This window comes from Eudoraea adriatica DSM 19308, assembly GCF_000382125.1.
Classification (GTDB): Bacteria; Bacteroidota; Bacteroidia; order Flavobacteriales; family Flavobacteriaceae; genus Eudoraea; species Eudoraea adriatica.
The window spans coordinates 562,899-587,935 of record NZ_KB907546.1 but is presented as its reverse complement, the minus strand read 5'-3'; the positions used below and the strand labels follow the sequence as shown (position 1 = coordinate 587,935).

The window sequence follows — 25,037 nt, the reverse complement described above, 5'->3', positions numbered from 1 at the left end:
ATGAAAACATCCGCTTCCTGCAAAAAAAAAAGGGTCCTATAACTTATTAGTAGTATGCTCAGGAATTCTGGTTAATCGAACAAAACAGTTTAACTAAAAGTAATAAAAGATTTTCAGTCCCTGTAAATATTTACATAAAAAGACCGTAGATTAGAAATAAATACAAAATCCATTTTGTTAACTGCATTAAAGATGATACCTTGATTTACATATAAATAATTCAGGCCGGTTTAAAATATCAGGTATACCCTTAAGAAATATCAACTAATGGAAAAAGACAAGAAAAAAAGATTAAGAAGTGAGGATTGGTTTAACCCAGGAGATCCAAAATCTGCTTTTATACACAGGTCATGGCTAAGAAATCAGGGCTATCCGAATGATTATTTCAATGGAAGACCCGTAATTGGTATTTGCAATACCTGGTCGGAATTAACCCCATGTAATGGACACTTAAGAGATTTTGCTGAGTTTGTTAAAAAGGGGGTTCTTGAAGCCGGAGGGGTTCCTTTTGAATTCCCTGTCACCAGCATGGGAGAAATTTTAATGCGGCCAACGGCAATGCTTTTCCGAAACCTGGCAAGTATGGATACCGAGGAGAGTATACGTGCAAACCCACTTGATGGAGTAGTTCTTTTAACCGGCTGCGACAAAACCACCCCTTCAACCGTTATGGGTGCCTGTAGTGTGGACCTCCCCACGATCGTGGTACCGGGAGGACCAATGCTCAATGGAAAATACAAAGGAGAACGAATTGGCTCCGGAACATTTGTGTGGACCCTAAAAGATAAGATTAAGAACGAAGGTTTTACCGCGGAGGATCAGATTGAAGCAGAGATCTGTTCAGCGCGAAGTGCGGGACATTGCATGACCATGGGCACAGCTTCCACTATGGCTTGCATGGTTGAGTCTCTTGGATTAACCTTGCCCGGCGCTGCGGCTATCCCAGCGGTTGATTCACGTAAAAAAGTTTTGGCACAATTATCCGGCAGGCGAATAGTGGAAATGGTAAAAGAAGACTTGAAGTTGTCAAAGATACTTACCCGCAAGGCCTTTGAAAATGCTATTAAATTAAATGCAGCTATAGGAGGTTCTACCAATTTTATTATCCATTTACAAGCAATAGCAGGAAGAATTGGTGTACCCCTCAACTTAAAAGAATTTGATACTCTTGGTAGTAAAATTCCCTTATTGGTCAATCTAATGCCCTCTGGAAAGTTCCTGATGGAAGATTTTTTTGATGCAGGAGGATTGCCAGTAGTTATCAAACAAATGAAGGAACATCTTCATAATGATGCATTAACGGTTAATGGTAAACCAATTGGTGAGAATAATAAAAAAGCGGAGTGTTATAATTTGGAAGTAATTGCCGCAATTGATAAACCTTTTATTGAAGAAGCCGGGATTGCCGTGCTATACGGCAACTTATGCGTAGATGGCGCTGTCATAAAACCATCTGCAGCCACTCCGGAATTGATGACCCACAGAGGCCGGGCTGTCGTATTCGAAAATATTGAAGACTGTCATGCTACTATAGACCGGCCCGATCTGGAAATAGATGAAAATAGCATAATTGTACTAAAAGGGGCCGGACCAGTCGGTTATCCGGGTATGCCGGAAGTGGGCAATGTAGACCTTCCCGAAAAACTTTTAAAAAGAGGAATAAAGGACATGGTTCGCATTTCAGATGGCAGAATGAGTGGCACGGCTTTCGGTACGGTTATTTTGCATGTTTCTCCGGAATCATCAATAGGCGGTGTTTTAGGGCTTGTGCAAACAGGCGACTATATTGTCCTTGATGTTCCAAACCGAAAACTGCATTTGGAAGTGGAAGAATCAGAACTTGCAAAACGCAGGGCCGACTGGACTCCGCCTGAAGCTGCTTCCAACAGAGGATATACCAACTTATATATAAAAACCGTGCAGCAGGCCCACCTGGGTGCAGATCTTGATTTTTTAGTAGGAAAATCTAGTTCAGTAGTAAAGCGTGATGCACACTAAACCACTAATTTTATGATATCTATTTTATTGCTCCTGATAAGTGTTGTAATTATTGTATTACTTACAGCAAAATTAAATGTACACCCTTTTTTAGCGCTGCTTGGTGCTGCACTTTTCTTTGGCTTGCTTTCCGGAATGGAACTGGATATGGTGGTAAAATCTATCAATGACGGATTTGGGATCACCCTCGGTAAAATTGGCGTAGTCATTGTCCTTGGTGTTATAATAGGTGCATTTCTGGAGCATTCAGGGGGCGCATTTAAATTGGCGGAAATTATCCTCAGGCTTATAGGAAAAAACAGGGTACATGAAGCTATGGGTTTGGTCGGTTTTGTGGTATCTATCCCTGTGTTTGCAGACAGTGGGTTTATTATCCTGAACCCATTGAATAAAAGCTTATCCAAAAGAGCTGGCTTATCTATAGTTGGGACGGCCACGGCCTTGATTCTGGGACTTATGATAACACATGTTTTGGTACCCCCTACTCCCGGTCCTATAGCAGCTGCAGGGATTATTGGTGCAGACGTCGGACTCGTTATGTTAATTGGTCTTGTCATTGGCGTGTTATCTCTTATCGTCGCAGTTTTCTATTGTAAGAAAATGGGGAGCAAACATTATATAGATCCAAATCCCGATATTTCAGAAGATGAAATTCAGGAAAAAATTAAGCAGGCTCCCGGTGCTTTTAAGTCATTTTTACCCATCCTCATCCCTATCTTACTAATTGTAGGTAAGTCTCTTGTAGAATTCAATTTGACTGAGGGCCAGGCAGAGACTGCATGGGTAAAGTTTATCACCTTTGTCGGTTCTCCGGTAATTGCACTAATAATTGGAATGCTTTTCGCTTTCTTACTCCCGAGAAAGTGGGACAAAACCATATTATCCACCACAGGCTGGGTGGGCAGGGCTCTTACTGATGCCTCAAACATAATCCTTATAACCGGTGCCGGTGGAATTTTTGGTACCATTTTACAAAATAGTGGTATCGCCACTACCCTTGCAGATACCCTTTCAACAGCTAATCTGGGAATTTGGTTACCTTTTATGCTTTGTGCTGCTATTAAAACGGCTCAGGGGTCTTCTACTGTTGCCTTAATCACAACAGCATCAATCATAGCTCCCTTATTGATTTCTATGGGTTTTGCTACCGAAGTAGATAAGGCATTAGTGGTAGCAGCTATTGGTGCAGGTGCCATGGTAGTCTCCCACGCAAATGACAGCGGATTTTGGATCCTCACGCAGTTTTCAGGTATTGATGTAAAAACCGGCTACAGGGTATATACCCTGGGCACTTTTGTTGTTGGTACATTTGCTGCATTAATGGTTTATATAGCAACCTTTATAATCTAGGACAAAAAGTTTCAAAATGCCTGAAAGTCCTTTCCAAAATATAAATATCGTATTTTAGAGTACTATGTTCAGAGAAAGTAAATTATTCTATAGGATGCGAACACTAATGCTTTTTGTAGTACTAATAACGTGTCTGCATAGTTGTAAAAAAGAGCCTTCTCCTCCTCTATCGCCTTCTGAAGCACTTAATTCTTTTGATTTGGCAGATCCCGAACTTGAAATTCAATTGGTAGCAGCGGAGCCTCTTGTGCAGGACCCTGTGGCAATTTCATTTGACGAGGGTGGCAGACTATGGGTGGTTGAAATGATTGGTTTTATGCAGGATATTGATGGTACGGGTGAAAATGACCCAGTTGGCAGGGTCAGCGTATTATTTGATAATGACGGGGACGGACAAATGGATACAAGTACCATTTTTCTGGATAGCCTGGTACTTCCACGAGCTATTGCCGTTGTTAACGGAGGAGCGCTTGTTGCGGAAAATATTCCGCTTTGGTTTGCAGAAGATAGTGACGGGGATTTCATAGCGGATAAAAAGACATTGGTAGATCCCACCTATGGAGGACAAGGAATGCCGGAACATTCAGCCAATGGCTTATGGAGAGGGATGGACAACTGGTATTACAATGCCAAATCTAAAACCCGCTACCGCCAAAATGATTCTGACTGGATTAAAGAAGAAACCGAATTCAGAGGGCAATGGGGAATCTGCCACGATAATTCTGGACGTTTATTTTACAACTATAACTGGTCTCAGTTACATGCAGATCTTGTACCGCCAAACGTACTCCGGAGAAACAAAAATCATATAAGCAGCAGTGGTATAGATCATGGCCTGACACTTGATCGCAAAATATACCCAATAAGAAGTAATACTGCCGTCAACCGCGGGTATGTTCCCGGAACCCTGGATGAAGAAGGGAAATTGCTCGAATTTGCATCTGCTTGCGGTCCTTTGGTTTATCGGGGTAACGTCCTACCTGAATCATATATGGGAAATGCCTTTGTGTGTGAACCTACCGGAAACCTGATCAAAAGAAATTCAATTCTTGAAGATGGTTTTATGTTAAGTGCTGAAGGTGTTTATAAAAACCGTGAATTCCTGGCTTCCACAGACGAACGATTTCGGCCAATTTCTCTGGCATCGGGCCCTGATGGGGCGCTCTATGTAGTGGATATGTATAAAGGAATAATTCAGCACGGACCCTATATGACAGATTATCTGCGCGAGGTAACCCTGAATCGGAAACTCGACAAACCTATTAATATGGGTCGGATATGGCGTATTACCACAAAGAAGAAAATTAATGAAAATCCTAAGGATCTTTCCAGGTTAAATCCCGTTGAACTTGTTAATCTTTTAAAGCATCCTAATGGCTGGACCAGGGATATGGCGCAGCGCTTACTGGTGGAAAGCAAGGATCTGAGTATTGTCCCCGAATTAGAAAAACTTGTGGTTTCTGAACATGCTTTAGGACAGCTACATGCCTTATGGACTCTTGAAGGGTTGGGTATTACCAGTCCAAAAACCTATCTTTCTGCCCTGCACACAACAGATCCAAAAGTTGCACAGACAGCCTTGCGCCTGGCTGCAGCTATGTCTAATGCGCAACCTGAAATTCGTAAAGAAATTGAGGATTTTATTACGAATTCCTACGATAATGCGGACCCTGTTTTACAGCTGCAAATGGTCTTAAGTTCAGATGCACTAAATAAAGAAACTGCATTTGATATTTTAAAGAAGTTTCTAGTAAAATACGATCAGAATCCTGTGGCGCGTGATGTTGTCATGAGTAGTTTGAACAATAAAGAGTATGTGTTTTTCAAGAATCTCATGTCTGATGGCGCCTGGAAAACCTATGATCAGAACAGGGAAATATTTGTTGAAATGCTGGTAAGTGCAATTGCCGCAAAGGGAGCTGAAGAAGAAATTACACCTGTTCTAAATAAATTGAATACTACAGAAAATCAGGAAACGGAATGGGTTACTAATGCCATTATAAATGGTATTCTAAACAGCACCGCTATCCGGGATGAGGCAAAAATTGAACTTACTGAACCTCCCCTTATTTTCCAAAAAGGAAATTCCGGGGATGACCTGGATGGAAACTTACTGGCCAACCTGGAAAAATTATTCATCTGGCCGGGCAAACCCATCGAAATTGTGGATTCCAAAGAAAATTTAATAGAAATTGACCAGATAGTTTTGGCTTCGGGTCGGCAAAAATATTTAAATCTTTGTGCTAATTGTCATGGCACACAAGGAGAAGGCATGTCCCGCTTTGCTCCGCCATTAAAGGATTCTGAATGGGTTACAGGGGATAAAGAAAAACTGGCCATGATTTTATTGCATGGTATGGAAGGACCCATTGCAGTCAATGGAAAAGAATACGGAATTCCGGAAATATTACCCAATATGCCTTCATTTTCAACGCTGCAGAATGAAGACATAGCTGCTATATCTACCTATATAAGAAATAGCTGGGGAAATAGCGCTGAGGCCATTTCAAACGGCACAGTTGGAAAAATAAGGTTTCGTACCCAGGGTAAAATAACACCATGGACTTCTGCCGAATTGGATAGTTTTATTTTTGATTCTGACCTTTAAAAATGATCATTTTAAAAAATCAATAGGATGAAAAAACATTGTCTCGCATTGGATCTAAAAGATGACGATGCGCTTATTGCCAAATATGAGGAGTATCATGTCAATGTATGGCCCGAAGTATTGGATAGTCTTGCAAATTCCGGTATTAACCACATGGAAATCTATCGGGTTGGGAACCGGTTATTTATGATTATTGAAGTAGAAGATGGTTTTTCTTTCGATAGAAAAGCGAAACTGGATGCCGGCAATGAAAAAGTACAGGAATGGGAGGTTTTAATGTGGAACTATCAGCAGGCCTTGCCTTTCGCTAAACCTGGTGAAAAGTGGCTTCCAATGGACAAAATATTTGAATTTGAAGCCGATGATTAATCAATTGGATGTTCCGTCAAAAGCTCTTCGGCAGTATAAAAACCTTCTTTACCCTCAATATTATTCCTTATTTCCTTAACTTTTTCTGGTAAGATGGCTGTGGCCTTGTTTCCGAAAGCATTTCTGACAAAGGTCAATACAGCTGCCACCTCTTCATCGTCCAGCATTCCACCAAATGGAGTCATAGGAACCTGCCCGGGATATGTTTTTCCTTTTACATCAATAGGTCCCATAAGCCCTTTGAGTGTTAATTTAATTAAGCGCTCTTCACTACCTGTTACCCATTTAACCCCGGCAAGTGGCGGAAATTGGGATGCACTTAAACCTCTTCCATCCGGCTGATGACAGGTTATACAATAGCCCTCTCTTTCGTAGATTTCTTCACCTTTAACAAACAAGTCGAGTTCCTTACCTTCAAGTTCGGTTTTTACACCCTTTGTTTCAGGGTCCTGCCCAAGATTATGGCCACTAATATGTGCCATTGCTGCCTCAAAAGGTAACTTCATCCAATCATCCAATGGTTTTTGAGCTGCGGTCTCAAGTACAGCAAGTCCGGCTTCCTTCTCCAGCCACGAAGCTGCAACCAAAGCCTCGAGCCGCACTCGGGGATTATCATCTTTGGAAGCTATGAGCAATAACTCCGCCTGGTCAGGAATTTGATGACCGGCATACCTCAATACCCTCACTGCAGCCGCTCTTGCCCTGAAATCCTCAGCGTTTAAAAGTTGCCTTAAAAGATAATCATCGATTTGGTTTAATCCCCAGCTTACCCATAAGGCTTCCAGGACATTATGCTCATAGCTGTCATCATTTTTATCAAGGTCATTGACCCATTCCTTAATTTTGGCAAGTACTTCGGCAGAATTCCTGGCCCGTAATTCCCTTCGCGTGCGATAACGCGTTCTGTATTCCGGAAGCTTTAAATTATCCAATAACTCATCAATGCTTGCATTATGAATCTTAGCCGCCTTCACCAGAGGCCTCGAAGGATAGGTGATCCGATATATTCTACCATGAACATGATCACGCAACGGATCACGGGCATTGTGCTGCATATGACCCACCAACACATTATGCCAGTCTACCAAATAAAGTGATCCATCGGGAGCAAACTCCATATCCACCGGTCGAAAATTAGTGTCATCAGATGTCATCAAATCCATCCTGTGTTTGCTTAAGTATCCGGCAGATTCCGGGTCATCCACCATAGTATGTTGTTTGGTTCCCAGAAATCCGATAGTATTATTGATGATCAAATCGCCCTGGACGTCATCGGGAAAATGGCGACTGGAAATAAACTCCAGACCAGAAGTAGGGCGAACCCGGTGTTCCTCCTGTATCAGGTTTTTAGGCAATGGCGATGCCTGTCCGTATTTTGGCCTGATAGTTCCGGGCATCATCCAGGTAACATCAGGCCCGGATGTATGAGCAAAGAAATTCTGGCCCCATTCGTCAAAGGCAATTCCCCAGGGATTTGGAATAGGAAGCTGAGCAGTACGCTCCAAATGATGCCGTTGCGGGCTGTAACGGTAAAACCCGCCATTGGTAGCCCGGACCGGTCCATATGCAGTCTCTACATTGGTATGTAAAAATACCCCTTCTGCCATGTAAAGGGCGCCGGATGGGTCTGCTGAAAAGGCACTTATGCCATGATGCGTATCATGGTCGTCAAATCCACTTAGTATTATTTCTTTTGTGTCGGCCTTATCATCTCCATTTGTATCCGTGAGTAAGACTAGGTTAGTACCCTGAGAGACATACACGCCTTCTGGAGCAAATTCAAAACCTATGGTGAGGTGAAGACCATCAGCAAATGTAGTTTGCTTATCGGCCATGCCATCATTGTCAGTATCTTCCAAAATAAGCAGCTTATCGTTTGGTTTACTGTCACCCGGTCTGTAATGCGGATAACTGGGCATTACTCCTACCCAAAGTCTACCTCTATTGTCAAAGGAAAGCTGCACAGGGTTTGCAAGGTCCGGGAATTCCTTTTCGGAGGCAAACAATTCCAGTCTATAGCCACTGGCAACTTTGATCTTGTCCAACGCATCTCTTCCATACAAATAACCTGCCTCGACATCCCCTTGCCCCGGGTCATAATTGGTTTTAACAGGCGGAAGTTTAAGGGTTTTATCATCTGCAGCCGCTACATCTATCTTTTTACCCTTAAGAGCAGCCCATATCGCGGAATCTCGAATGGCTGTCATCTGTCGTATTTTTTCTATTTCAAAAGGATAATTGTCGGGGCCAAAAGGATTAAAACGTCTTCCATAGGCATGCACACCATTGGGTATTTTAATATCGTTATGCCAAAACCAGTTTTTGTCCATTACAGCCTCATGTACCAAATTGCGATTCTCCTCTGCTTCACTCTCTTTGTTTCCAAATATCCGGTCTGCCAGAAGCTCTGCTAATTTCTGATACCCCAAATCATTAAGTTGAAATCCGTCTGCAGTCAAATCTTTTTTCTCCTCTGTGAACCATTGCCCCGAGGCTTCGAAAGCATCTACAAACAAAACACTATCTGCTGCCGCTACTTCTCTCATGACCTGCGTATACATAGCCAGATTTTTATTCTCTTTTATGCCACTGGGCAGGTCCATTTTAGCCGACAGGTCCTCAAAAGCAATAGGAGAAACCAAAACTAATTGCGGGCTTGTTTCACCGTTGTATTTCTGGTTTAAAGTATGCTGAATAAATGCCTGTAATTCAGCTTTATAATTCTCCAGGCCTTCTTTACCCTGAAAAGATTCGTTATATCCAAAAAATGCGATTATAATATCGGCTTTTAGTCTGTTCAGCCATTCATCTTCTGTTTCAAAATGCCCGATACTTCCGGATGGTTCAGCCAGTTCGGTCTGAAACTTTTCTGCTCCCGGAAAGGCCCATGGCGAATTTCTGGAAGAGTGTGGTCTGAAACCCGGTGTATTTCCACCATCGCACATATTTCTTATAAAGAGTAAGCTATCCGGGTACCGTAACTGCAATTCCGTTTCAAAATGACCAAAATTCATCATCCGGGAGCCCAGGTTATTGCCAATAAGTACAATATGATTGCCCTTTTTTAACTCCAGGGTATTGCTCTTCTTGCCACATGAAATAAACAGCACTATAAAAATGAGGGATAAAAATAATTTTGAAATATCCATTTTTCTCTTTTCACACATAACATTTCCTGATACTAGGTTCATTTGCCTTTTGGTTAAAACTTCACATGGATCCCCTCTTTTTCAGAACGTTCGCAAGCTTCAATAATTCGTTGACAGCTTATAGCGTCTTCCAATGTTGAAAGCGGTTCCTCTCCTGATCGCAATACCCTATTTATAAAATGAGTAGCTGTATTTTTAATGGATTCCGGATAGCTGTAATAGGTTTGAGAATGCGCACCCTTTCGCTCATTTATCACCCAATCCCGATAGCTATAACGGGTACTGCCTTTTGTTCCAATCACCTTTATTATGCAGGTCCATGGATCCCCGGAATGGTCGTCATTGGCGAAACTTGCCGATAAATGACTCAGTACGCCATTCTCCATTTGAATATTGGCCATAGCCACATTTTCCTGCGGGGCAATTGTGCTGTCTACGGTATGCTTGAGGCAGGATATAGTTTTGGGTTTCCCCGCAAGATAGAGCATCGTATAACAATGATGCGTCAAAATCTGTCTTATAACCCCGGGGTAGCGAACTCTGATATCATCTGCATGATGTATATTATACATCATATAAAATTGGGTAATGTCTCCCAGGCTACCATTCTGAATCATCGATTTCGTTCTTAAGATACCCGGTTCATAAATATAATTATGCACTGGCATACATTTCACCCCTGCCTCCTTTACTGCTTGTTGCATTTTTACCAATTCCTGAATGCTGGATGCGGCAGGTTTTTCAACCAATATGTGTTTCCCGGCCCGGGCTGCTTTTATGGTATATTCGCAATGCGTTTCCATATTTGTAAGGATGAAAACTGCATCTATCTCCGGGTCGAGCAACATTTCATCTACATTTGCATAAACCGAACACCCATATTGCTTTGCTTTCCTCTGGCCTTTTTCAATGGTTCTGTTCCACAATCCAACCAGCTCGGCACCCTCAAGCCCGTTAATGGCTTCCGCATGCAGGTCTGCTATATCTCCTGCTCCGATAAATCCGATTTTTATTGTATTCATGAACTTTCTACTGAATATTTCAAAACTCCGTTGGTTGCCATTTTGAGGAATTCCTGAAGGGAAATCCGAATGCCGTCAGCAATTGAAGTTAAGGGTAAGTTATTAAACGTTCTTTCTATTTTATCATGGCTTAAGTCGGAAACAAATAAATTAGGCGGTGCTCCCTCAGCAACAGAAAGATCTGTAAACTCACCCATTCCAAGTTTATAGGCCTCCTCTTCTACTATACTTAAAAAAGTTTCAATTGGGATAGTTTCACCTTTAATATTAAAAGCTCCGAAACCGTCAAAATCCTGTAGGGCACATTCCGCAAAATGAGTCCCTACATCTTCTACAAAATGATAGTTCTCCCTTCCACCATAAGGCATTTCAAAAGGAATTTTCGCACCGGTAGCAGCTCCTATTGCAATAGCCTTTAGCCCATTGGTTGGTGCAGAAGTCTTTCCTTTATCCCTTCCTTTTCCATAGGTGGTATTAATCCTGAGACATACCGTGGGAATATCTGTATTGTCATGAAACAAGCGGGCGAGGTGTTCCCCTGCAAGTTTCCAGATACCGTAATGATTTGGCGGGGCCAGCCGGGCATCTTCCCTTATAGCAGATTCCGGATACATTGCTCTCATGCCATACACTGCAGCAGAACTTGCAAATACAAATCTTTTTAGATTAGCCAATTTTTCTGCGGCGTCAAAAAGGGCCATAGTACCGCCGGTATTTATCTCCATTCCCCGAATATGTGCTCTGGAACAGTCCGGACTCTGGTAAGCCCCTAAATGTATTATATGTGTTGGGTTTATCTTTGGAAGTATTTCTGAGATAGCTTTGTAATCTGCAACATCAAGGACTATGAATTCCAGTCTGGGATCCATCTCTTCACCAAGCCATAATTTCAAAGTCTCGTGATTACCAGATCTGGAAGCAACTACAATTTTTCCTACCTGATCCGATTGCAGGAGCTTATAAATAGTGACCGAACCAATACAACCCGTACCCCCGGTTATGAAAATTGTATGCATAGATTATATTACGATTAGTTGAAATAAGACTTTAATTCGCGTTCATTAATTCATTTTAATCACGGCTTTTACATTATTGGCAAGGATCGAATCTTCAAAAGCCTCACTGATATCATTAAAATCATATCGGTTAATGTAATGTTCCGATGGAAATATCCCTGTCGCCATTAGCTTTTGAGCAACCATATAATCGTCTCGGCAAGAACCCATGGAACCTCGCATATTCAAAGACGTACGGGTGAGATGTGTAGCATTGATCTCCACATCCTTAGGATAGGTGGCAATTACACAAATATCGCCTTCCGGCTTAACTACCGATATTGCTTCCGTAAGTACCTGCGGTACCCCTGAGCATTCAATGAGCAAATCTACTTTTGCATTAGCACCAAAAGGAATACCATTATTATCTGTTATTCCATTTGCCAGTTGCCCGGGCAATGTATTCTCCGGAGAAACAACTATGGTAATAAATCCACGCTCAGCTGCTTTCTTTAATCGCACATTAACATCATGCTCTATGCCGGTAACTGCAACCCTGGCACCTGCGGCCCTGGCTAGTTCGGCAGACATCAAACCAATAATCCCGCAACCTGTAACAATTACATCCTGTCCGGGTTTTATGTTACACTTGTTGTGCAGTGCATTTACTATAACGGACAGAGGCTCAACCAGTGCGCCTTGTTCCGCCGTTAATCCTTTCATTAAAGGCACTACCCTATCAGACTCCAAAACTACCTGTTGTCCAAAGCCTCCATTTCTGTGAAATCCGATGATCTGTTTTGACGTGCATAAATTCCATTTGGCCACACTACATGCCGGACAATCTTCATCCTGGCAACCGAGCATGGCCAGGGGTATAAAGACATCTCCTACCATCACATCGCCATGATCCCCGGGACCCAATTCCAATACCTCAGCGCTAAATTCATGACCAATTATCCTGGGTCGTTCCACCCAATCAAAATTTGGTTTCCCCAGGCAGGCACTATTGTCTGAACCACATATACCGGTAAATAAAGTCCTGGCCCTTATTTCTCCTTCCTTCAACTCAGGCAATTCCATATCTATAACTGCCGTATTGCCGGTTACCTTAACCCCTGTCTTAGGTATTATCTTTTCTCTTCCCTGAAGGCAGAATCCCTTAATTGTTTCACTCATTACTATGTGTCATTTCTTTTTACTGCTTGCTCACCAGGAGACACCCGTATCTTTCCAGCTTTTGGATTTAGCTGATTCCAATACAGCTTCGCATACCTTCTGAGTTTCCTGCGCTTCCCGAAAAGTCGGGGAACAGGGTTTCCCTGTTTCAATACTTTTAAAGAAATCTGCCACCTGATGTACAAAACTATGCTCATATCCAATAGACAAACCTGGTACCCACCATTTATCCATATAGGGCTGATCACCATCCGTTACATGAATAGAGCGCCATCCGCGTTCTATTGATTCGTCTCGGTGATCAAAATATTCAAGTCGACTAAGATCATGTAAATTCCATTTAATGGAAGCGTGCTCTCCATTGATTTCAAAGGTATATAATGCTTTATGACCTCTTGCATAACGCGTAGATTCAAAAAGGCCCAATGAGCCATTATCAAAATGACAATGGAAAATACAGGCATCGTCTATATCCACTTTTTGAACCTCCCCTGAAGCAGTATGCACTCTTTCCTTAATAAATGTTTCCGTTACTGCCGATACATCTTTAATTCCTCCATTCAACCACATGGCCGTATCTATACAATGTGCCAATAGATCACCTGTTACCCCGGAACCGGCCGCATCATTGTCTAATCGCCATAATCCTTCGCCACCCTGAGGCAGTTCCGGGCTAATGGTCCAATCCTGCAGGAAATTAGCGCGATAATGAAATATTTTGCCCAGTTTTCCCGAATCAATAAGCTGTTTAGCTAGTGTTACTGCAGGAATCCTGCGGTAATTGTACCAAACTGTATTCTTGACTCCTGCTTTTTCAACTGCATCCACCATGGGTTGCCCTTCTGCAACCGTTCTTGCCAGCGGCTTTTCGCAGAGCACCATCTTTCCTGACTCTGCAGCGGCTATTGCTATCTCGGCATGCATATTGTTTGGCGTACAGATATCCACGGCATCAATATCATCCCTTGCAATCAGAGTCTTCCAATCTGTTTCAAAAGATTCGTAACCCCATTGCTCGGCAAAAGCTTTTACACGCTCCTTGTTGCGGGCGCATACTGCCTTGAGTACAGGCCGGTATTCCAGCTCCGGAAAGAAATCTCCCATTCTTTTATATGCATTGGAATGGGTTCTACCCATAAATCCGTAACCAACCAATCCTATTCTAATTTCTTTTTTAATTCCCATTAATAGTCCTATGATTTTATATATCCATTAAATTGCTTCATACCAGCCATGCATTTCACGTACCTTTATCATGGCTTCCAAAACATCATTCCAAGTTTGTTGCTGCATCATTACTTCATTGGGAAACATGCAACCATCCCAGCAAATATGTCTTATTTTTTTGGTTAAGCTTCCATCCTCATTTCTTAGCCAGTGTCCGGCATCAACAGCTATATCTAATTTCCCGTTTGGGTCTGAAGCAAGGCAGTGCCTTCCTGTTTTATCATGAGAGCCGGCCCCGAATACGGTACCATCGTTTTGTGCAACATGAAAATCTATGGTCCAGGGCCTCAGGGCTGAAGTCAGCTTTTTAAGCCCTTCGGTCAATGTTGCCCTGTCCTCCCATTTAAAGTCCTCCGGTAATATTCTTTCGTCAGGTTTATTATACCCCAAAAGATATAATAACGTATGCGCCATATCGGCCTGAAATCCAATATTTGGCCTGTCTACGGCCTCAAGGGTATTGATCATGGATTTCCACCCGTGCATGCCTCCCCAGCAAATCTCACCCTCTGCTGCAAGAGATTCCCCATAGTCTGCTGCCACATCACAGGCCTCACGAAATGTCTGCGCAATGAGCTTCGTATTGCCTGCCGGATCTGAAGCCCATGTCTCAGGATCAATGGATGAATCTATACGGATTATGCCATTAGGCCTTACCCCAATCTCCCTTAATTTTTGTCCTATGACACATGACTTTCGCACCTGTGTCACAAATTGTTTTCGTTCTTCTTTGGTGCCCATAGCTGAACCACCGCCTGTGGGAGTCCAGACAGGTGCAACCAGGCTACCTATTTCAAGGTTTTTTGATAAGGCTTTATCTGCCATTGCTTTGATTTCATCTTCGGAGGCATTAATATTCATATGCGGATCAAACAGAAAAAGATCAAATCCGTCAAATTTAACCCCGTCTATCTCCGCATTTGCGGTAAGTTCTATCATAGTATCGATAGAGATAGGTGGTTCAGAATCCGGGCCCTTGCCTACTACTCCGGGCCAGGAGGCATTATGTAGTTTGGGATAGTTGTTTTGTTGCATGCTTCTAAGTATTTATTCTTTTTGTAAAATAGGTAAACCAGATCAAGAGTATTTGAATTTTGTCCTAAATTAGCTAAAATTCAATTATCAATAAAATTTATCAGTCGGACAAAAATTTAAGGGATTTTTCATAGATCAGATAGGACAATTGCAAAATAATTATGATTTTAGCAAAAAAGGCATTAATCTTATATAATCAAACTGGCTCATAAGACGTAATATGAGTATGTAAAACAACCAAAACTAAACAAATGGAAAACGCGACAAACGCCCCCAAAATTAATTCTCAACGACTTTTTTATGGAAGTTGTTTTGCCTTAATCACCACGGCTTTATCATTTAGCATTAGGGCAGGTATTCTTCCCCAACTGGGAGAAGAACTTAGCTTATCGGCCGAGCAATTAGGCTTTATTAACTCAATGTGGTTTTTAGGATTTCCTATATCCATGGTAATAGGCGGATTGATTTATCATACTGTGGGAGGAAAAAAGATTATGCAATTTGCATTTTTCGCCCATGCCGTTGGTATTGTCATGACCATTTATTCCGGGAGCTATATTGGTCTTCTTATTTCCACCTTACTAATTGGGCTTGGAAACGGATGCACAGAGGCTGCCTGTAACCCAATGATCGCAGATGCCTATCAGGGCAACAGAATGAGCAAAATGTTAAATAGGTTTCATATGTGGTTTCCGGGAGGAATTGTAATAGGTAGCCTGGTTTCCAAATTTATGACTGATGCCGGTTTTGGATGGGAATCTCAAATTTGGGTTATTTTAGTGCCAACTTTAGTTTATGCTTATTTATTCTTTGGACAGCCCTGGCCAAAGGCAAAAGTTCAGGAAGCTGCATCTATAAAAAGCAACCTGAAATCTATGTTCTCCCCTCTTTTTATTTTTATGATGGTTTGTATGGCACTTACGGCAATAACAGAGTTTGGGCCGCAACAATGGGTAGGGCTAATCTTATCTAAGAGTGGCGCACAACCCATGCTTATTTTAGCATTGGTAACGGGTCTTATGGCAGTTGCCAGATATTTTGGAGGTGTTGTAGTTGGTAAATTTGATCAGACAGGCGTCTTGCTTGGATCTGCAATTTTGGCAACGCTTGGAATATATCTCTTTAGCACACAAACAGGAGGTATGGCCTATGTAGCAGCTGTAATTTTTGCCCTGGGTATTGCTTATTTCTGGCCCAATATGATTGGTTTCACAGCGGATAAAATTCCGAAGAGCGGGGCTCTTGGAATGTCTGTTATAGGTGCGGTTGGAATGTTTTCAACTTCCATATTTCAGCCTATAATTGGTAAGTGGATAGATTCTGATAAAGCAGATGCGGCAGCCATGGGTCTTACTGGTGATGAACTGGAATTAGTGGCCGGACAGGATACCCTGGGTACCATGGTTTTATTTCCCGCCATCTTAATTGTATTGTTCACTATCCTCTTATTCTGGATAAAAAAACGTAAAGCGGAGCCCGTGGTGGCATAGGCTCTTTATTGTTGTTTTAAAATAAAAGGAACTGCTGTCTGATTAATTGATAGCAGTTTTCTTTCTGTTTTGTACCTATAAAATTTTTAAAATGAAAATTGGAATGAATATGTTGCTCTGGACTAATCATGTTACAGAGAAGCACTATGGCATTGTTGATAGCTTAAAACAAACAGGATATGACGGGATTGAATTATTTTTAGGTGAAGGTAATGAACAACATTATTCCGGCTTAGGCAATCATTTCTCAAAAATGGAAATGGGTATAACCTGCGTGGCATCCCTGGCCCCGGAAGAAAATATTGCCAGTCCGGATCGGAAAATTCGAGAAGCCGGTTTAGAAAAATTAAAATGGTCTATAGATATGGGTTCAGCCCTGAATGCAGAGGTTATTTGTGGTCCATTCCATTCCAGTTTTGCCTACTTTACGCGTCAGCCCCCCAGAGAGGAAGAAAGGCAATGGAGTATTGAAATGTTGCAAAAAGCAGCTATATATGCCGGTGAGGCTAACATAATACTGGCTCCCGAGGCTTTAAACAGGTTTGAATGTTACCTCTATAATACAATGGCCGATTTAAAGACGCTGGCCGAGCAGGTAAATCATCCAAGCCTTGGTGCTATGTACGATACACACCATGGGAACATTGAGGAGAAAAGTCAGGCTGTAGCAATAAAAACTATTGCGCCCTATTTAAAGCATGTACATATTAGCGAAAATGACCGTGGAACACCGGGTAGCGGACAGGTAAACTGGGGTGAAGTTTTCAGGACCTTGAATGAAATAGATTATAAAGGTTGGCTTACCATAGAAGCCTTTAGTACAATTATTCCGGAGTTTGCAAATGCCATAAATGTCTGGCGCGACTTTTCCCCAATGGAAGAAGTCTACACCAGGGGGTATTCTTTTATCAAAGAAGGTATTGCTAGCTGATTAGGGTACTACTAATAAATGCAAAGCATGAAAAAAACATTAATTCTTTTAATAGGTTGCCTCCTGATCACCGCTTGCGGGCAAAAGACAGAAAAGAAAAATTCGGAGGAAGAAGAAGTAGCGTCAAAACAATGGCTCACTTTTAATTCTAAGAATACTGAAGCTAAACATGTGGTCTTAATTTCTGGTGATGAAGAGTACCGATCTGAAGAAGCATTACCTCAATTAGCGAAAATTTTATCCGCCAAACATGGTTTTAGGTGTACGGTATTATTTGCACAGGATCCATTAAAGCCTGGGATTATCAATGCCAATTATGTGAAAAACATCCCCGGATTGGATGCTTTGGATTCAGCAGACCTGATGGTAATCTTTACGAGGTTCAGAGCCCTCCCGGATGATCAGATGAAATTCATAGATAATTATTTGAAAAGGGGGAAGCCCGTAATAGGAATCCGTACAGCTACCCATGCCTTTAATTTTAGTGCGGATTCAAATTCTAAGTACATACATTACAGCAATGGTTATGAAGGCGACAAAAAAGAATGGATCGATGGTTTTGGACGCCTTGTTTTAGGTGAAAAATGGATTTCACATCACGGCCACCACAAGCATCAAAGCACTAGGGGAATTATATCGGATCCAGTGCATTCGCATCCTATAACCAACGGTATTGAAGATGGGGATATCTGGGGGCCTACGGATGTTTATGGGGTTAGGTTGCCCCTACCGGGAAATTCAGAGCCCATTATTTTGGGAGAAGTCACAGAACGTAAAGCAGACTTTGATGAGGAGGACCTTTTTTATGGGATGAGGCCTGCCGATACCATTCCGGCAACAAAAAATGATAATGGCGACTTGCTTAATGATCCCATGATGCCCATAGCATGGACAAAAAGTTACCAGATACCCGGGGGTAATGAAGGAAAGGTATTTACTGCTACCATTGGGGCGGCTACGGATATGCTTAACGAAGGGGTTCGCAGACTATTGGTTAACAGTGTTTTCTGGTGTATGGACATGAAGGTACCGGCCAAAGCCGATGTAGGAATTGTTGGCAATTTTAAACCCACAGCTTATGAATTCCGGGATGATGATTACTGGCTTAATAAACAATTAAAAGTTAAGGATTTTGAATAGAATGTGCTTACTTAGTTATGCTAACCAATGAAAAATACTTAAAATGAAAAACTCACTTAAAGGTCTATGTTTAATTGGAACCGCCTTATTATTTGTTCTGGGAGTCATGTCTTGTAAGGATGCCAATAAAAAAGAGGTTAATCAGGTTAAAAATGCATTGACAGACCCTGGACTGGACTATAATACCTACGCTCAGAAAGCAACAGACAAAGTTATGTCGCGTTCAGAATATGCCGACAAATTATATGGTTTCTGGTTGGGCCAATGCATCGCCAATTGGACCGGGCTGGTAACCGAAATGGATAAAATTGGTAACATAGGGGAAATAAAAACCGGGCCCTTCTATACCAGGGAGGATTGGGAAAAACCAGACCAGCCAAGCATCTGGGGTGAAGGCCTTCCCAGTGAATTATCAGAAAACATAGACTTTGTATTCAGGGGTGAAAATGAGATATGGGGGGCTGACGATGATACGGATATTGAATATATGTATCAGCATTTATTGTATACCAATAAAACGAGTATGTTAAGCGGAAAACATATTAAAGAAGGCTGGTTGAAGCATATAAAACATGAAGAGGAAAACTTCTTGTGGGTGGCGAATCAAAAAGCACTTGATATGATGCTCAATGGGGCGGTACCACCTGAAACAAGTGACCCGAATATTACGAAAGACAGTATATATGATAACTATCATGAGATGATAGATGCACAATTAACTACTGAGATATTTGGCCTTTTTGCCCCTTCGAGACCAGATATTGCATTAAAAATGGCCGAATTACCCATACAAACCACTGCCCGGGAAAATGCACAGTGGATCTCTGAATTTTATGTTATCATGTATTCGCTGGCTTCAGAAGTTGATAAAACCCTTTCGAAAAAAGAGCAAATAAATTGGATGGCTAATCAGGCCAGGGAGCACCTTCCAAATGATTCCTATTCAGCGAAGATGTATGATTTTATAAAAGGTAAGTATGATGAAAATATCCCATGGGAACAAGCCCGGGATGACTTATATGAGCGTTATCAGGTGAACCAGGAAGATGGCTATACCATAACTTCCAAAAATATTTTCTGCAATGGTTGCTTTGCAGCAGGAATAAATTTTGGTGCCAGTATTGTTAGCCTTTTATACGGAGAAGGAGACATAAAAGAGACGATTAAGATTGGCGCTTTAGCCGGGTGGGATTCTGACAATCCTACCGCTACCTGGGGTGGACTTCTGGGCTTTATGCTTGGCAAGGAAGGTGTTGAGGAGGCCTTTGGGCGGACATTTTCGGATAAGTTTAATATCCACAGAACACGTGTAAACTTCCCGAATGACGGTTTAGACACATTTGATGCAATGGCTGAAAAAGGCATTTATATCATTGACCGGGTAGTGCAGGAAGAAATGGGCGGGGGTGTTGATCTGGAAAAAAATGTATGGTACATACCTCATAACGGAGAATAAGCCAATCATCAACGCAAATGTTTCAAATTAGTAAAGTTCCTCTTACCAAAAAAAATTGAATAATAATTCTGAACACCATTCAAATTGGCCCTCGCTAATTCAAAAAGACTTTTTTTACACTGCTCGGGAAATAATATGGTTTAAAAATAAAAACATCCTTGAGAATTATCTCAAGGATGTTTTTGAAATGCGAAAATTTGTATTTACTTATTGATTAAATCAGCAGTTTCTTTGATATTGTCCTTTAGGTCATCGGCAATATCCTGATTGCCATCTTCATCATTTGGAAAAATTTCAATAATACCATTTTTATTGCCATCCAAGGCCTGGCTTAAATCTATTTGTTTTAACGAACTTAAGAATTGTGACATATCAAACGCTACAGTGAAGTTTATCACATTTCCTGCAACTTTAACACCAGTGCTTCTGCCCACATCCAGGTTTTCGCTGGTATCGTGCCAGAAAATAAATGGCTGACCGTCAATTGTTCCTTCTATATAAATTGATTTGTCGAACAATTTATCGGTTGAAGGTAAGTCTTCATCTTTGTGAAATTTGAAGCGAAGCTCTTTATACATGCCATCCGGGACCACTACATCGCCAATAGTTTGCGACAACGCATCACCATCATTCAACAAATCTATTTGGTAAGGCCCTCTAAATTGAATTTCGTCTGTATCCAGATTACTATTGGGGTCGTCATCGTTCTTGAACACTACATCACGTATAGAAATACGGAAATCGGTAAAAATTACATTCTCGTTGTTCTTCCCTATATAAGAGGTAGACTTTGCAGTGGTGCCGCTGGCATTCAAGGCATTTAGGGAAAGACGAATTCTACTATCATCGTTGTCATCCTTAGAACAACCTACAATAAACAAGGCCGAAGCCATTAAAATAATAAATGAATTTTTCATTACAATAAAATTTGGTTAATAAGTAAGATTTAAAACGCTTTTCTTTTGGGACTTATTTATATAACAACCGAGTCGAAAAAATTCCTGAAAAAAATTCAAAAATCATCAGATCGGTTTCTTAGTTATACAGGCTGTAAAATATATGCAGAGGCTAAAAAAAAAAAGAGCGACAAATCGCTCTCTTCATTTTTAATAAAGGGGAATATTGCTACTTTTCTTCGATCTTTTTTGCAGGACAAGTACTTACTCCAAAAGGTGCGTACAGTGGACAAAAGCTTACAAAGCTGGTCAGCACAAAAATACCTGCCAATACCAGTAGGATTATCCCAAGGGTACCACCTATTATTTCTTTAAAATATAGCACTGCAATAATTGCAGCTACAATAAAACGAATGATTCTATCCGCAGACCCCATGTTTTTTTTCATAATATTAAATATTAATTAGACAATTTTTTACAAGCCAGACTATCCTTATAACTAAGGTTATGAAGATTATGCAAAACAAGAACGGCTTTATTGTTTTCCTGTATGTATTTCTTTCTAAACAAAATTAGGAAAGAGAATCGTGCTGTACAGTGACTTTAGTCACAGCTTGAATACCTGAATGGTATTGCCCTGTTGTCTGACCATGCCTTCGCCCTCTAATTTTTTCAAAACCCGACTAACCACCTCCCGAACAGTTCCTAGCTCATTTGCCAACTGCTGATGGGATATTTGAACCGGATTTTCTCCTTTGAGAGCAATTTTATCCTTAAGATGACGATGCAAACGTTTATCCATTTTGTCGAACAACACATAGTGTATGGTATCCAAAAGTTCTGCATATCTGCCTTTATACTGTTGAAAAAAGAAGTCATTTAAGCGGGGGTTCTCCCTGGTTAGGGTATCCAATTTAGATACCGGAATAAGTATTGCTTCTGTATCTTCCTCAGTAACAGCATATACCTGACTAGGTTCGTTATTGATACTGGCAGAAAAAGACATGATGCAACTTTGGCTGGGCTGTATATAGTACAGCAAAAGCTCCCGGTCTTCATATCTGGTGTAGACTTTGATCAACCCTTTTTGAACAAGCGGTATGACCTTTACAAATTGTCCCGCCCGCAGGATCTCAGTACCCTTTTCAATGCTTGTCAACTCTCCGGCTTCAGCTATTTTTTTCAAAACCGAGTTGTATGACGAGGAATTTAAGTTGTCAGTATCCATAGGGAAATCTTGATAAATAAAGATTATTTAGGATAAATATACTAAAACCGCCCCTGAACAGAAGTCAGGGACGGTTAAGAAAACCTTCTTTATCATAGCGGGGCAATAGAAGGTATGGTAGGTATCTAAGTTCGGGGTCTACTGCTTTTCAAAAGTCAATAAGTCGGTTCCGCCATTCCCTCCACTCTCATGGATTAACTCAATTTTATTTCCTGAATAGGAGACAATGTTCCAATCTTCTGAAAGTTCATTGAAGTCCGCTGGGGAGGCGAAGAATATGTTAAAATCAATCTCACCTGTAGATGTACCACCATTAAAATTGCCCAGGGTACACTGATTTCTGAAACGAAGCCTGTCTTCTCCATTAATTCTCAAATCTACATCAGTTTCTCCGTTGTAGAGCTCAATTTCATGTAAGGTCCATGTATCTTCAAGATCAGGCAAATCCGTTATCGTAAGTATAACCTCAATACTGTTGCCACTACCCGAAGCCTCCCAGGTACCTGCATAATTTTCTGAACCATCGGTTACGCTAACCGTCCCATCTGCCGAGAAATTGAATTTGTAGCTTGTGAAGTTATCTTCTAGTGAATTGTCGTTTCTTTCTAATTTGTCTACGAACCAATCATCACAGGCCGTCAGCACATCGGTGAGTTGATCTATTGTACAACTATTGCAATCATCATCCGAGCTACTATCGCCGGAATTGTCATCCATATCATCATTAGAATCATCATCTATAGTAACTGACCAGGTACCCGTTATGGTAGTGTTGCCATTATCGGCCACGAGGCTTCCATCGCTGTTAAAACTAAAGCCATACCCATTAAAGTTTGTTGTTTCATTTTTATCGGAATCCACAAAGTTGGTAATTACCCATGGACCGGTCATTGCGGTATTTGTAATTTCTTCAACGTCTGCCTGTAATTGGGCCAGATTGGCTATTTCATCATTATCATTGTCGCTGGAACAGGCCATTATGAGTAATAAGGCAACAAAAATTCCGGAATTTAAAATATTCTTTTTCATAGTAATTGTATTTGGATTATTGTATTTGTATTAGGATTATTGTTTTGTAAAAATTAATGTATCAGTAGTTCCATCTCCGCCACTAACATCGCGTAGTTCAATTTGTGTGTCAGAGACCGCTATAACATCCCAGTCATCATTAAATTCATCCAGGGGGATGGTGGCACCGAAATCCAGCACCAATTTGTTGTTCCCGTTCTGCGCTGACCAGTTACCAGTAGTGACACTTCCATTGTTTGCAGTAACACTTCCATCAGCCGCAAAAGAAAATGTAAAAGCCGTATAATCATTGGTTTGATCATTACCATTATCAAGATAGGAAGTGACAATCCAGCTACCATCTAATAATACGGTGCTTAAATCTGATCCGCCAGTACCGTTACTTGCAGGGTTTCTCTCAAAGGTCAGGAAGTCTGTGGTACCATCTCCCCCACTAATATCTTTTAGCCGGATGATTTCATTTGTTACTTCAAGTACATCCCAATCTTCCTCCAACTCATCAAAAGGCGGAGTAAGTCCAAAATTCAAGTTCAATTCCAAAAGGGTTTCATCACCTGCCGAAGTAGACCATGTACCGTTCGTGGTCATTCCAACCCCGTTTGCCGTAGCCGTACCATCTGTGGTAAAATTGAAAACCAGATCGGCAAAAGAAGCTGTTTCATCAACATCGTCAAAATAGTTGGTTATGTACCAGTCTCCTGTGGTCAGCTCCTGGACCAGGGCACTATCATCAATGCCGGTATTATCATTGCCGCCATTGCTATTACAAGCAGTTCGAAAGCGCAGACGGTCATCACCCATTCTAAGATCTATATCACTTTCCCCGGGATCCTGATCAATTTCATGTAGGTTCCAGGTGGCATTGAAGTCGGATAGATTCGGTATGTTGATTACAACGGAAATATTGTTGCCCGAACCATTGGATTCCCAGGTTCCCGAAAACATATCGGTATTGGATTCAGCGGTTAACGTACCATCATTCGCAAAATTAAATTGGTAAGCGGAGTATAAATCTTCCAGGTCCTGATCATTACGCTCTAATTTATCAACGCTCCAGTCAGAACAAGCTACCAATACATCCGAGAGCTGGTCTGTGGTGCAATTGTCGCAATCATCATCATTATAATCATTGTCATCATCCTCATCACAATCATCTTTGGCATCCTCTAAAATAGTTTCAAGCATTTGAAGGTTGGAAGCCTGCACCTCTGTGCCGTCATATAGAATTACTGCTATAGGAAAGTTTACATTTACAATATCATCTTCATCCAAATCATCAATAAACTCATATAGTTCCTGATCATTGGAAAAGGTAATGGTGTCAATGACCTCATTGTTGGAATTAAATAAAGATGCTGTAACAGGATACTTTATATCAGCACATTCAATGTCATCATCATACTCATTCTCACCATTACAATCATCGGTAAAAACTTCAAGATCATCCATACCTGTTATGACCACTTCGGTAAAGTCGTTTAAGACAATGGTTATGGGGAAGACTATATCAAGAATATCATCGTCATCATCAAATTCGTCAAAAATGTCCTCAATGGTCTGAAAATCATTCGTGTCATCAACCACAATTTCCAACCCATCAATTTGCACCGTCACAGGTAGTTCAATGCTGATGCAACTCGCGTTGTCAAGGATGTTATCATCAGATCCATCTTTTGAAGTAGTATTCTGCAACAGGTTTGCAACGTTAGAGTTGGCCTTAAGGGTTTCTTCCTGCGGTCCTTCTATTAAAACAGATTCTTCTTCCCGGCAGGAAGCAAGTAACAAGGTAGATACTAAAAAAAGTAGGCTTAGATGTATAAAAGGGGTTTTCATATCAAAATATTTTCCGGTGTTTATATATAGAACAACCCTAACTCCAAAACTCCTGAAAATTTTTGAAGAAAATTATTTTCATAGATTTGAGGCTGATTAACC

General features: G+C 41.2%; 19 protein-coding genes. 8 read left to right on the top strand and 11 right to left on the bottom strand.

What is annotated here, in order from left to right; translation table 11 throughout:
• Positions 1-267: 267 nt before the first annotated feature.
• The 4 genes from G504_RS0102845 (at position 268) to G504_RS0102830 (ending at position 6,325) form a co-directional block, all read left to right on the top strand.
• Positions 268-1,998, top strand: a complete 1,731-nt coding sequence (locus G504_RS0102845) for an IlvD/Edd family dehydratase (RefSeq protein ID WP_019668624.1) — start codon at positions 268-270, stop codon at positions 1,996-1,998.
• Between the two features lie 12 nt (positions 1,999-2,010).
• Positions 2,011-3,348 carry a GntP family permease gene (locus G504_RS0102840; RefSeq protein ID WP_026348354.1) on the top strand — a complete coding sequence of 446 codons (1,338 nt, stop codon included), beginning with the start codon at positions 2,011-2,013 and terminating at the stop codon, positions 3,346-3,348.
• Positions 3,349-3,442: 94 nt separating this feature from the next.
• The gene (locus G504_RS0102835) at positions 3,443-5,956 is read left to right on the top strand and encodes a DUF7133 domain-containing protein (RefSeq protein WP_157473015.1); all 2,514 of its coding nucleotides are present in this window, start codon (positions 3,443-3,445) and stop codon (positions 5,954-5,956) included.
• 27 nt (positions 5,957-5,983) lie between these two features.
• Positions 5,984-6,325: an L-rhamnose mutarotase gene (locus G504_RS0102830; RefSeq protein WP_019668621.1), complete on the top strand. Its 342-nt coding sequence runs from the start codon at positions 5,984-5,986 to the stop codon at positions 6,323-6,325.
• On the opposite strand, the gene G504_RS0102825 is transcribed toward G504_RS0102830, so the two are convergent.
• Genes G504_RS0102825 through G504_RS0102800 form a run of 6 tightly spaced genes read right to left on the bottom strand, consistent with a single transcriptional unit; the run spans position 6,322 to position 14,932 of the window.
• Positions 6,322-9,516 (bottom strand): PVC-type heme-binding CxxCH protein, encoded by a 3,195-nt coding sequence (locus tag G504_RS0102825; protein WP_019668620.1) that lies wholly within the window; start codon positions 9,514-9,516, stop codon positions 6,322-6,324. The genes G504_RS0102830 and G504_RS0102825 overlap by 4 nt on opposite strands.
• A gap of 11 nt (positions 9,517-9,527) precedes the next feature.
• Positions 9,528-10,496, bottom strand: a complete 969-nt coding sequence (locus tag G504_RS0102820; RefSeq protein ID WP_019668619.1) for a Gfo/Idh/MocA family protein — start codon at positions 10,494-10,496, stop codon at positions 9,528-9,530.
• Positions 10,493-11,512 (bottom strand): NAD-dependent epimerase/dehydratase family protein, encoded by a 1,020-nt coding sequence (locus G504_RS0102815; RefSeq protein ID WP_019668618.1) that lies wholly within the window; start codon positions 11,510-11,512, stop codon positions 10,493-10,495. Before G504_RS0102815 ends, G504_RS0102820 begins: the two co-directional genes overlap by 4 nt.
• A gap of 45 nt (positions 11,513-11,557) precedes the next feature.
• Entirely contained in the window at positions 11,558-12,670 is a 1,113-nt protein-coding gene (locus G504_RS0102810; RefSeq protein ID WP_019668617.1) for a zinc-dependent alcohol dehydrogenase, read from the bottom strand.
• A gap of 30 nt (positions 12,671-12,700) precedes the next feature.
• Positions 12,701-13,855: a Gfo/Idh/MocA family protein gene (locus G504_RS0102805; protein ID WP_019668616.1), complete on the bottom strand. Its 1,155-nt coding sequence runs from the start codon at positions 13,853-13,855 to the stop codon at positions 12,701-12,703.
• A 27-nt stretch (positions 13,856-13,882) separates the two neighbouring features.
• The gene (locus G504_RS0102800; protein ID WP_019668615.1) at positions 13,883-14,932 is read right to left on the bottom strand and encodes a sugar phosphate isomerase/epimerase family protein; all 1,050 of its coding nucleotides are present in this window, start codon (positions 14,930-14,932) and stop codon (positions 13,883-13,885) included.
• A 251-nt stretch (positions 14,933-15,183) separates the two neighbouring features.
• Between G504_RS0102800 and G504_RS0102795 the strand changes: the two genes are divergently transcribed.
• From G504_RS0102795 to G504_RS0102780, 4 genes are all read left to right on the top strand, one after another.
• Positions 15,184-16,422, top strand: a complete 1,239-nt coding sequence (locus tag G504_RS0102795) for an MFS transporter (protein ID WP_019668614.1) — start codon at positions 15,184-15,186, stop codon at positions 16,420-16,422.
• A 91-nt stretch (positions 16,423-16,513) separates the two neighbouring features.
• The gene (locus G504_RS0102790; RefSeq protein WP_019668613.1) at positions 16,514-17,353 is read left to right on the top strand and encodes a sugar phosphate isomerase/epimerase family protein; all 840 of its coding nucleotides are present in this window, start codon (positions 16,514-16,516) and stop codon (positions 17,351-17,353) included.
• 27 nt (positions 17,354-17,380) lie between these two features.
• Positions 17,381-18,493: a ThuA domain-containing protein gene (locus G504_RS0102785; RefSeq protein WP_019668612.1), complete on the top strand. Its 1,113-nt coding sequence runs from the start codon at positions 17,381-17,383 to the stop codon at positions 18,491-18,493.
• A 43-nt stretch (positions 18,494-18,536) separates the two neighbouring features.
• Positions 18,537-19,949 carry an ADP-ribosylglycohydrolase family protein gene (locus G504_RS0102780; RefSeq protein WP_240473018.1) on the top strand — a complete coding sequence of 471 codons (1,413 nt, stop codon included), beginning with the start codon at positions 18,537-18,539 and terminating at the stop codon, positions 19,947-19,949.
• 203 nt (positions 19,950-20,152) lie between these two features.
• Here the strand turns inward: G504_RS0102780 and G504_RS0102770 are convergent, their stop codons facing one another.
• The 5 genes from G504_RS0102770 to G504_RS19870 form a co-directional block, all read right to left on the bottom strand.
• The gene (locus tag G504_RS0102770; protein ID WP_019668609.1) at positions 20,153-20,866 is read right to left on the bottom strand and encodes a DUF4382 domain-containing protein; all 714 of its coding nucleotides are present in this window, start codon (positions 20,864-20,866) and stop codon (positions 20,153-20,155) included.
• A 208-nt stretch (positions 20,867-21,074) separates the two neighbouring features.
• Positions 21,075-21,293, bottom strand: coding sequence for a YgaP family membrane protein (locus tag G504_RS0102765; RefSeq protein WP_019668608.1), 219 nt, complete (start codon positions 21,291-21,293; stop codon positions 21,075-21,077).
• A 159-nt stretch (positions 21,294-21,452) separates the two neighbouring features.
• Positions 21,453-22,031 carry a Crp/Fnr family transcriptional regulator gene (locus G504_RS0102760; RefSeq protein ID WP_169336893.1) on the bottom strand — a complete coding sequence of 193 codons (579 nt, stop codon included), beginning with the start codon at positions 22,029-22,031 and terminating at the stop codon, positions 21,453-21,455.
• Positions 22,032-22,211: 180 nt separating this feature from the next.
• Complete coding sequence (locus tag G504_RS19060; RefSeq protein WP_019668606.1) at positions 22,212-23,102, bottom strand: hypothetical protein; 891 nt, start codon at positions 23,100-23,102, stop codon at positions 22,212-22,214.
• Positions 23,103-23,138: 36 nt separating this feature from the next.
• Positions 23,139-24,935: a hypothetical protein gene (locus G504_RS19870; protein WP_019668605.1), complete on the bottom strand. Its 1,797-nt coding sequence runs from the start codon at positions 24,933-24,935 to the stop codon at positions 23,139-23,141.
• Positions 24,936-25,037 lie beyond the last annotated feature (102 nt).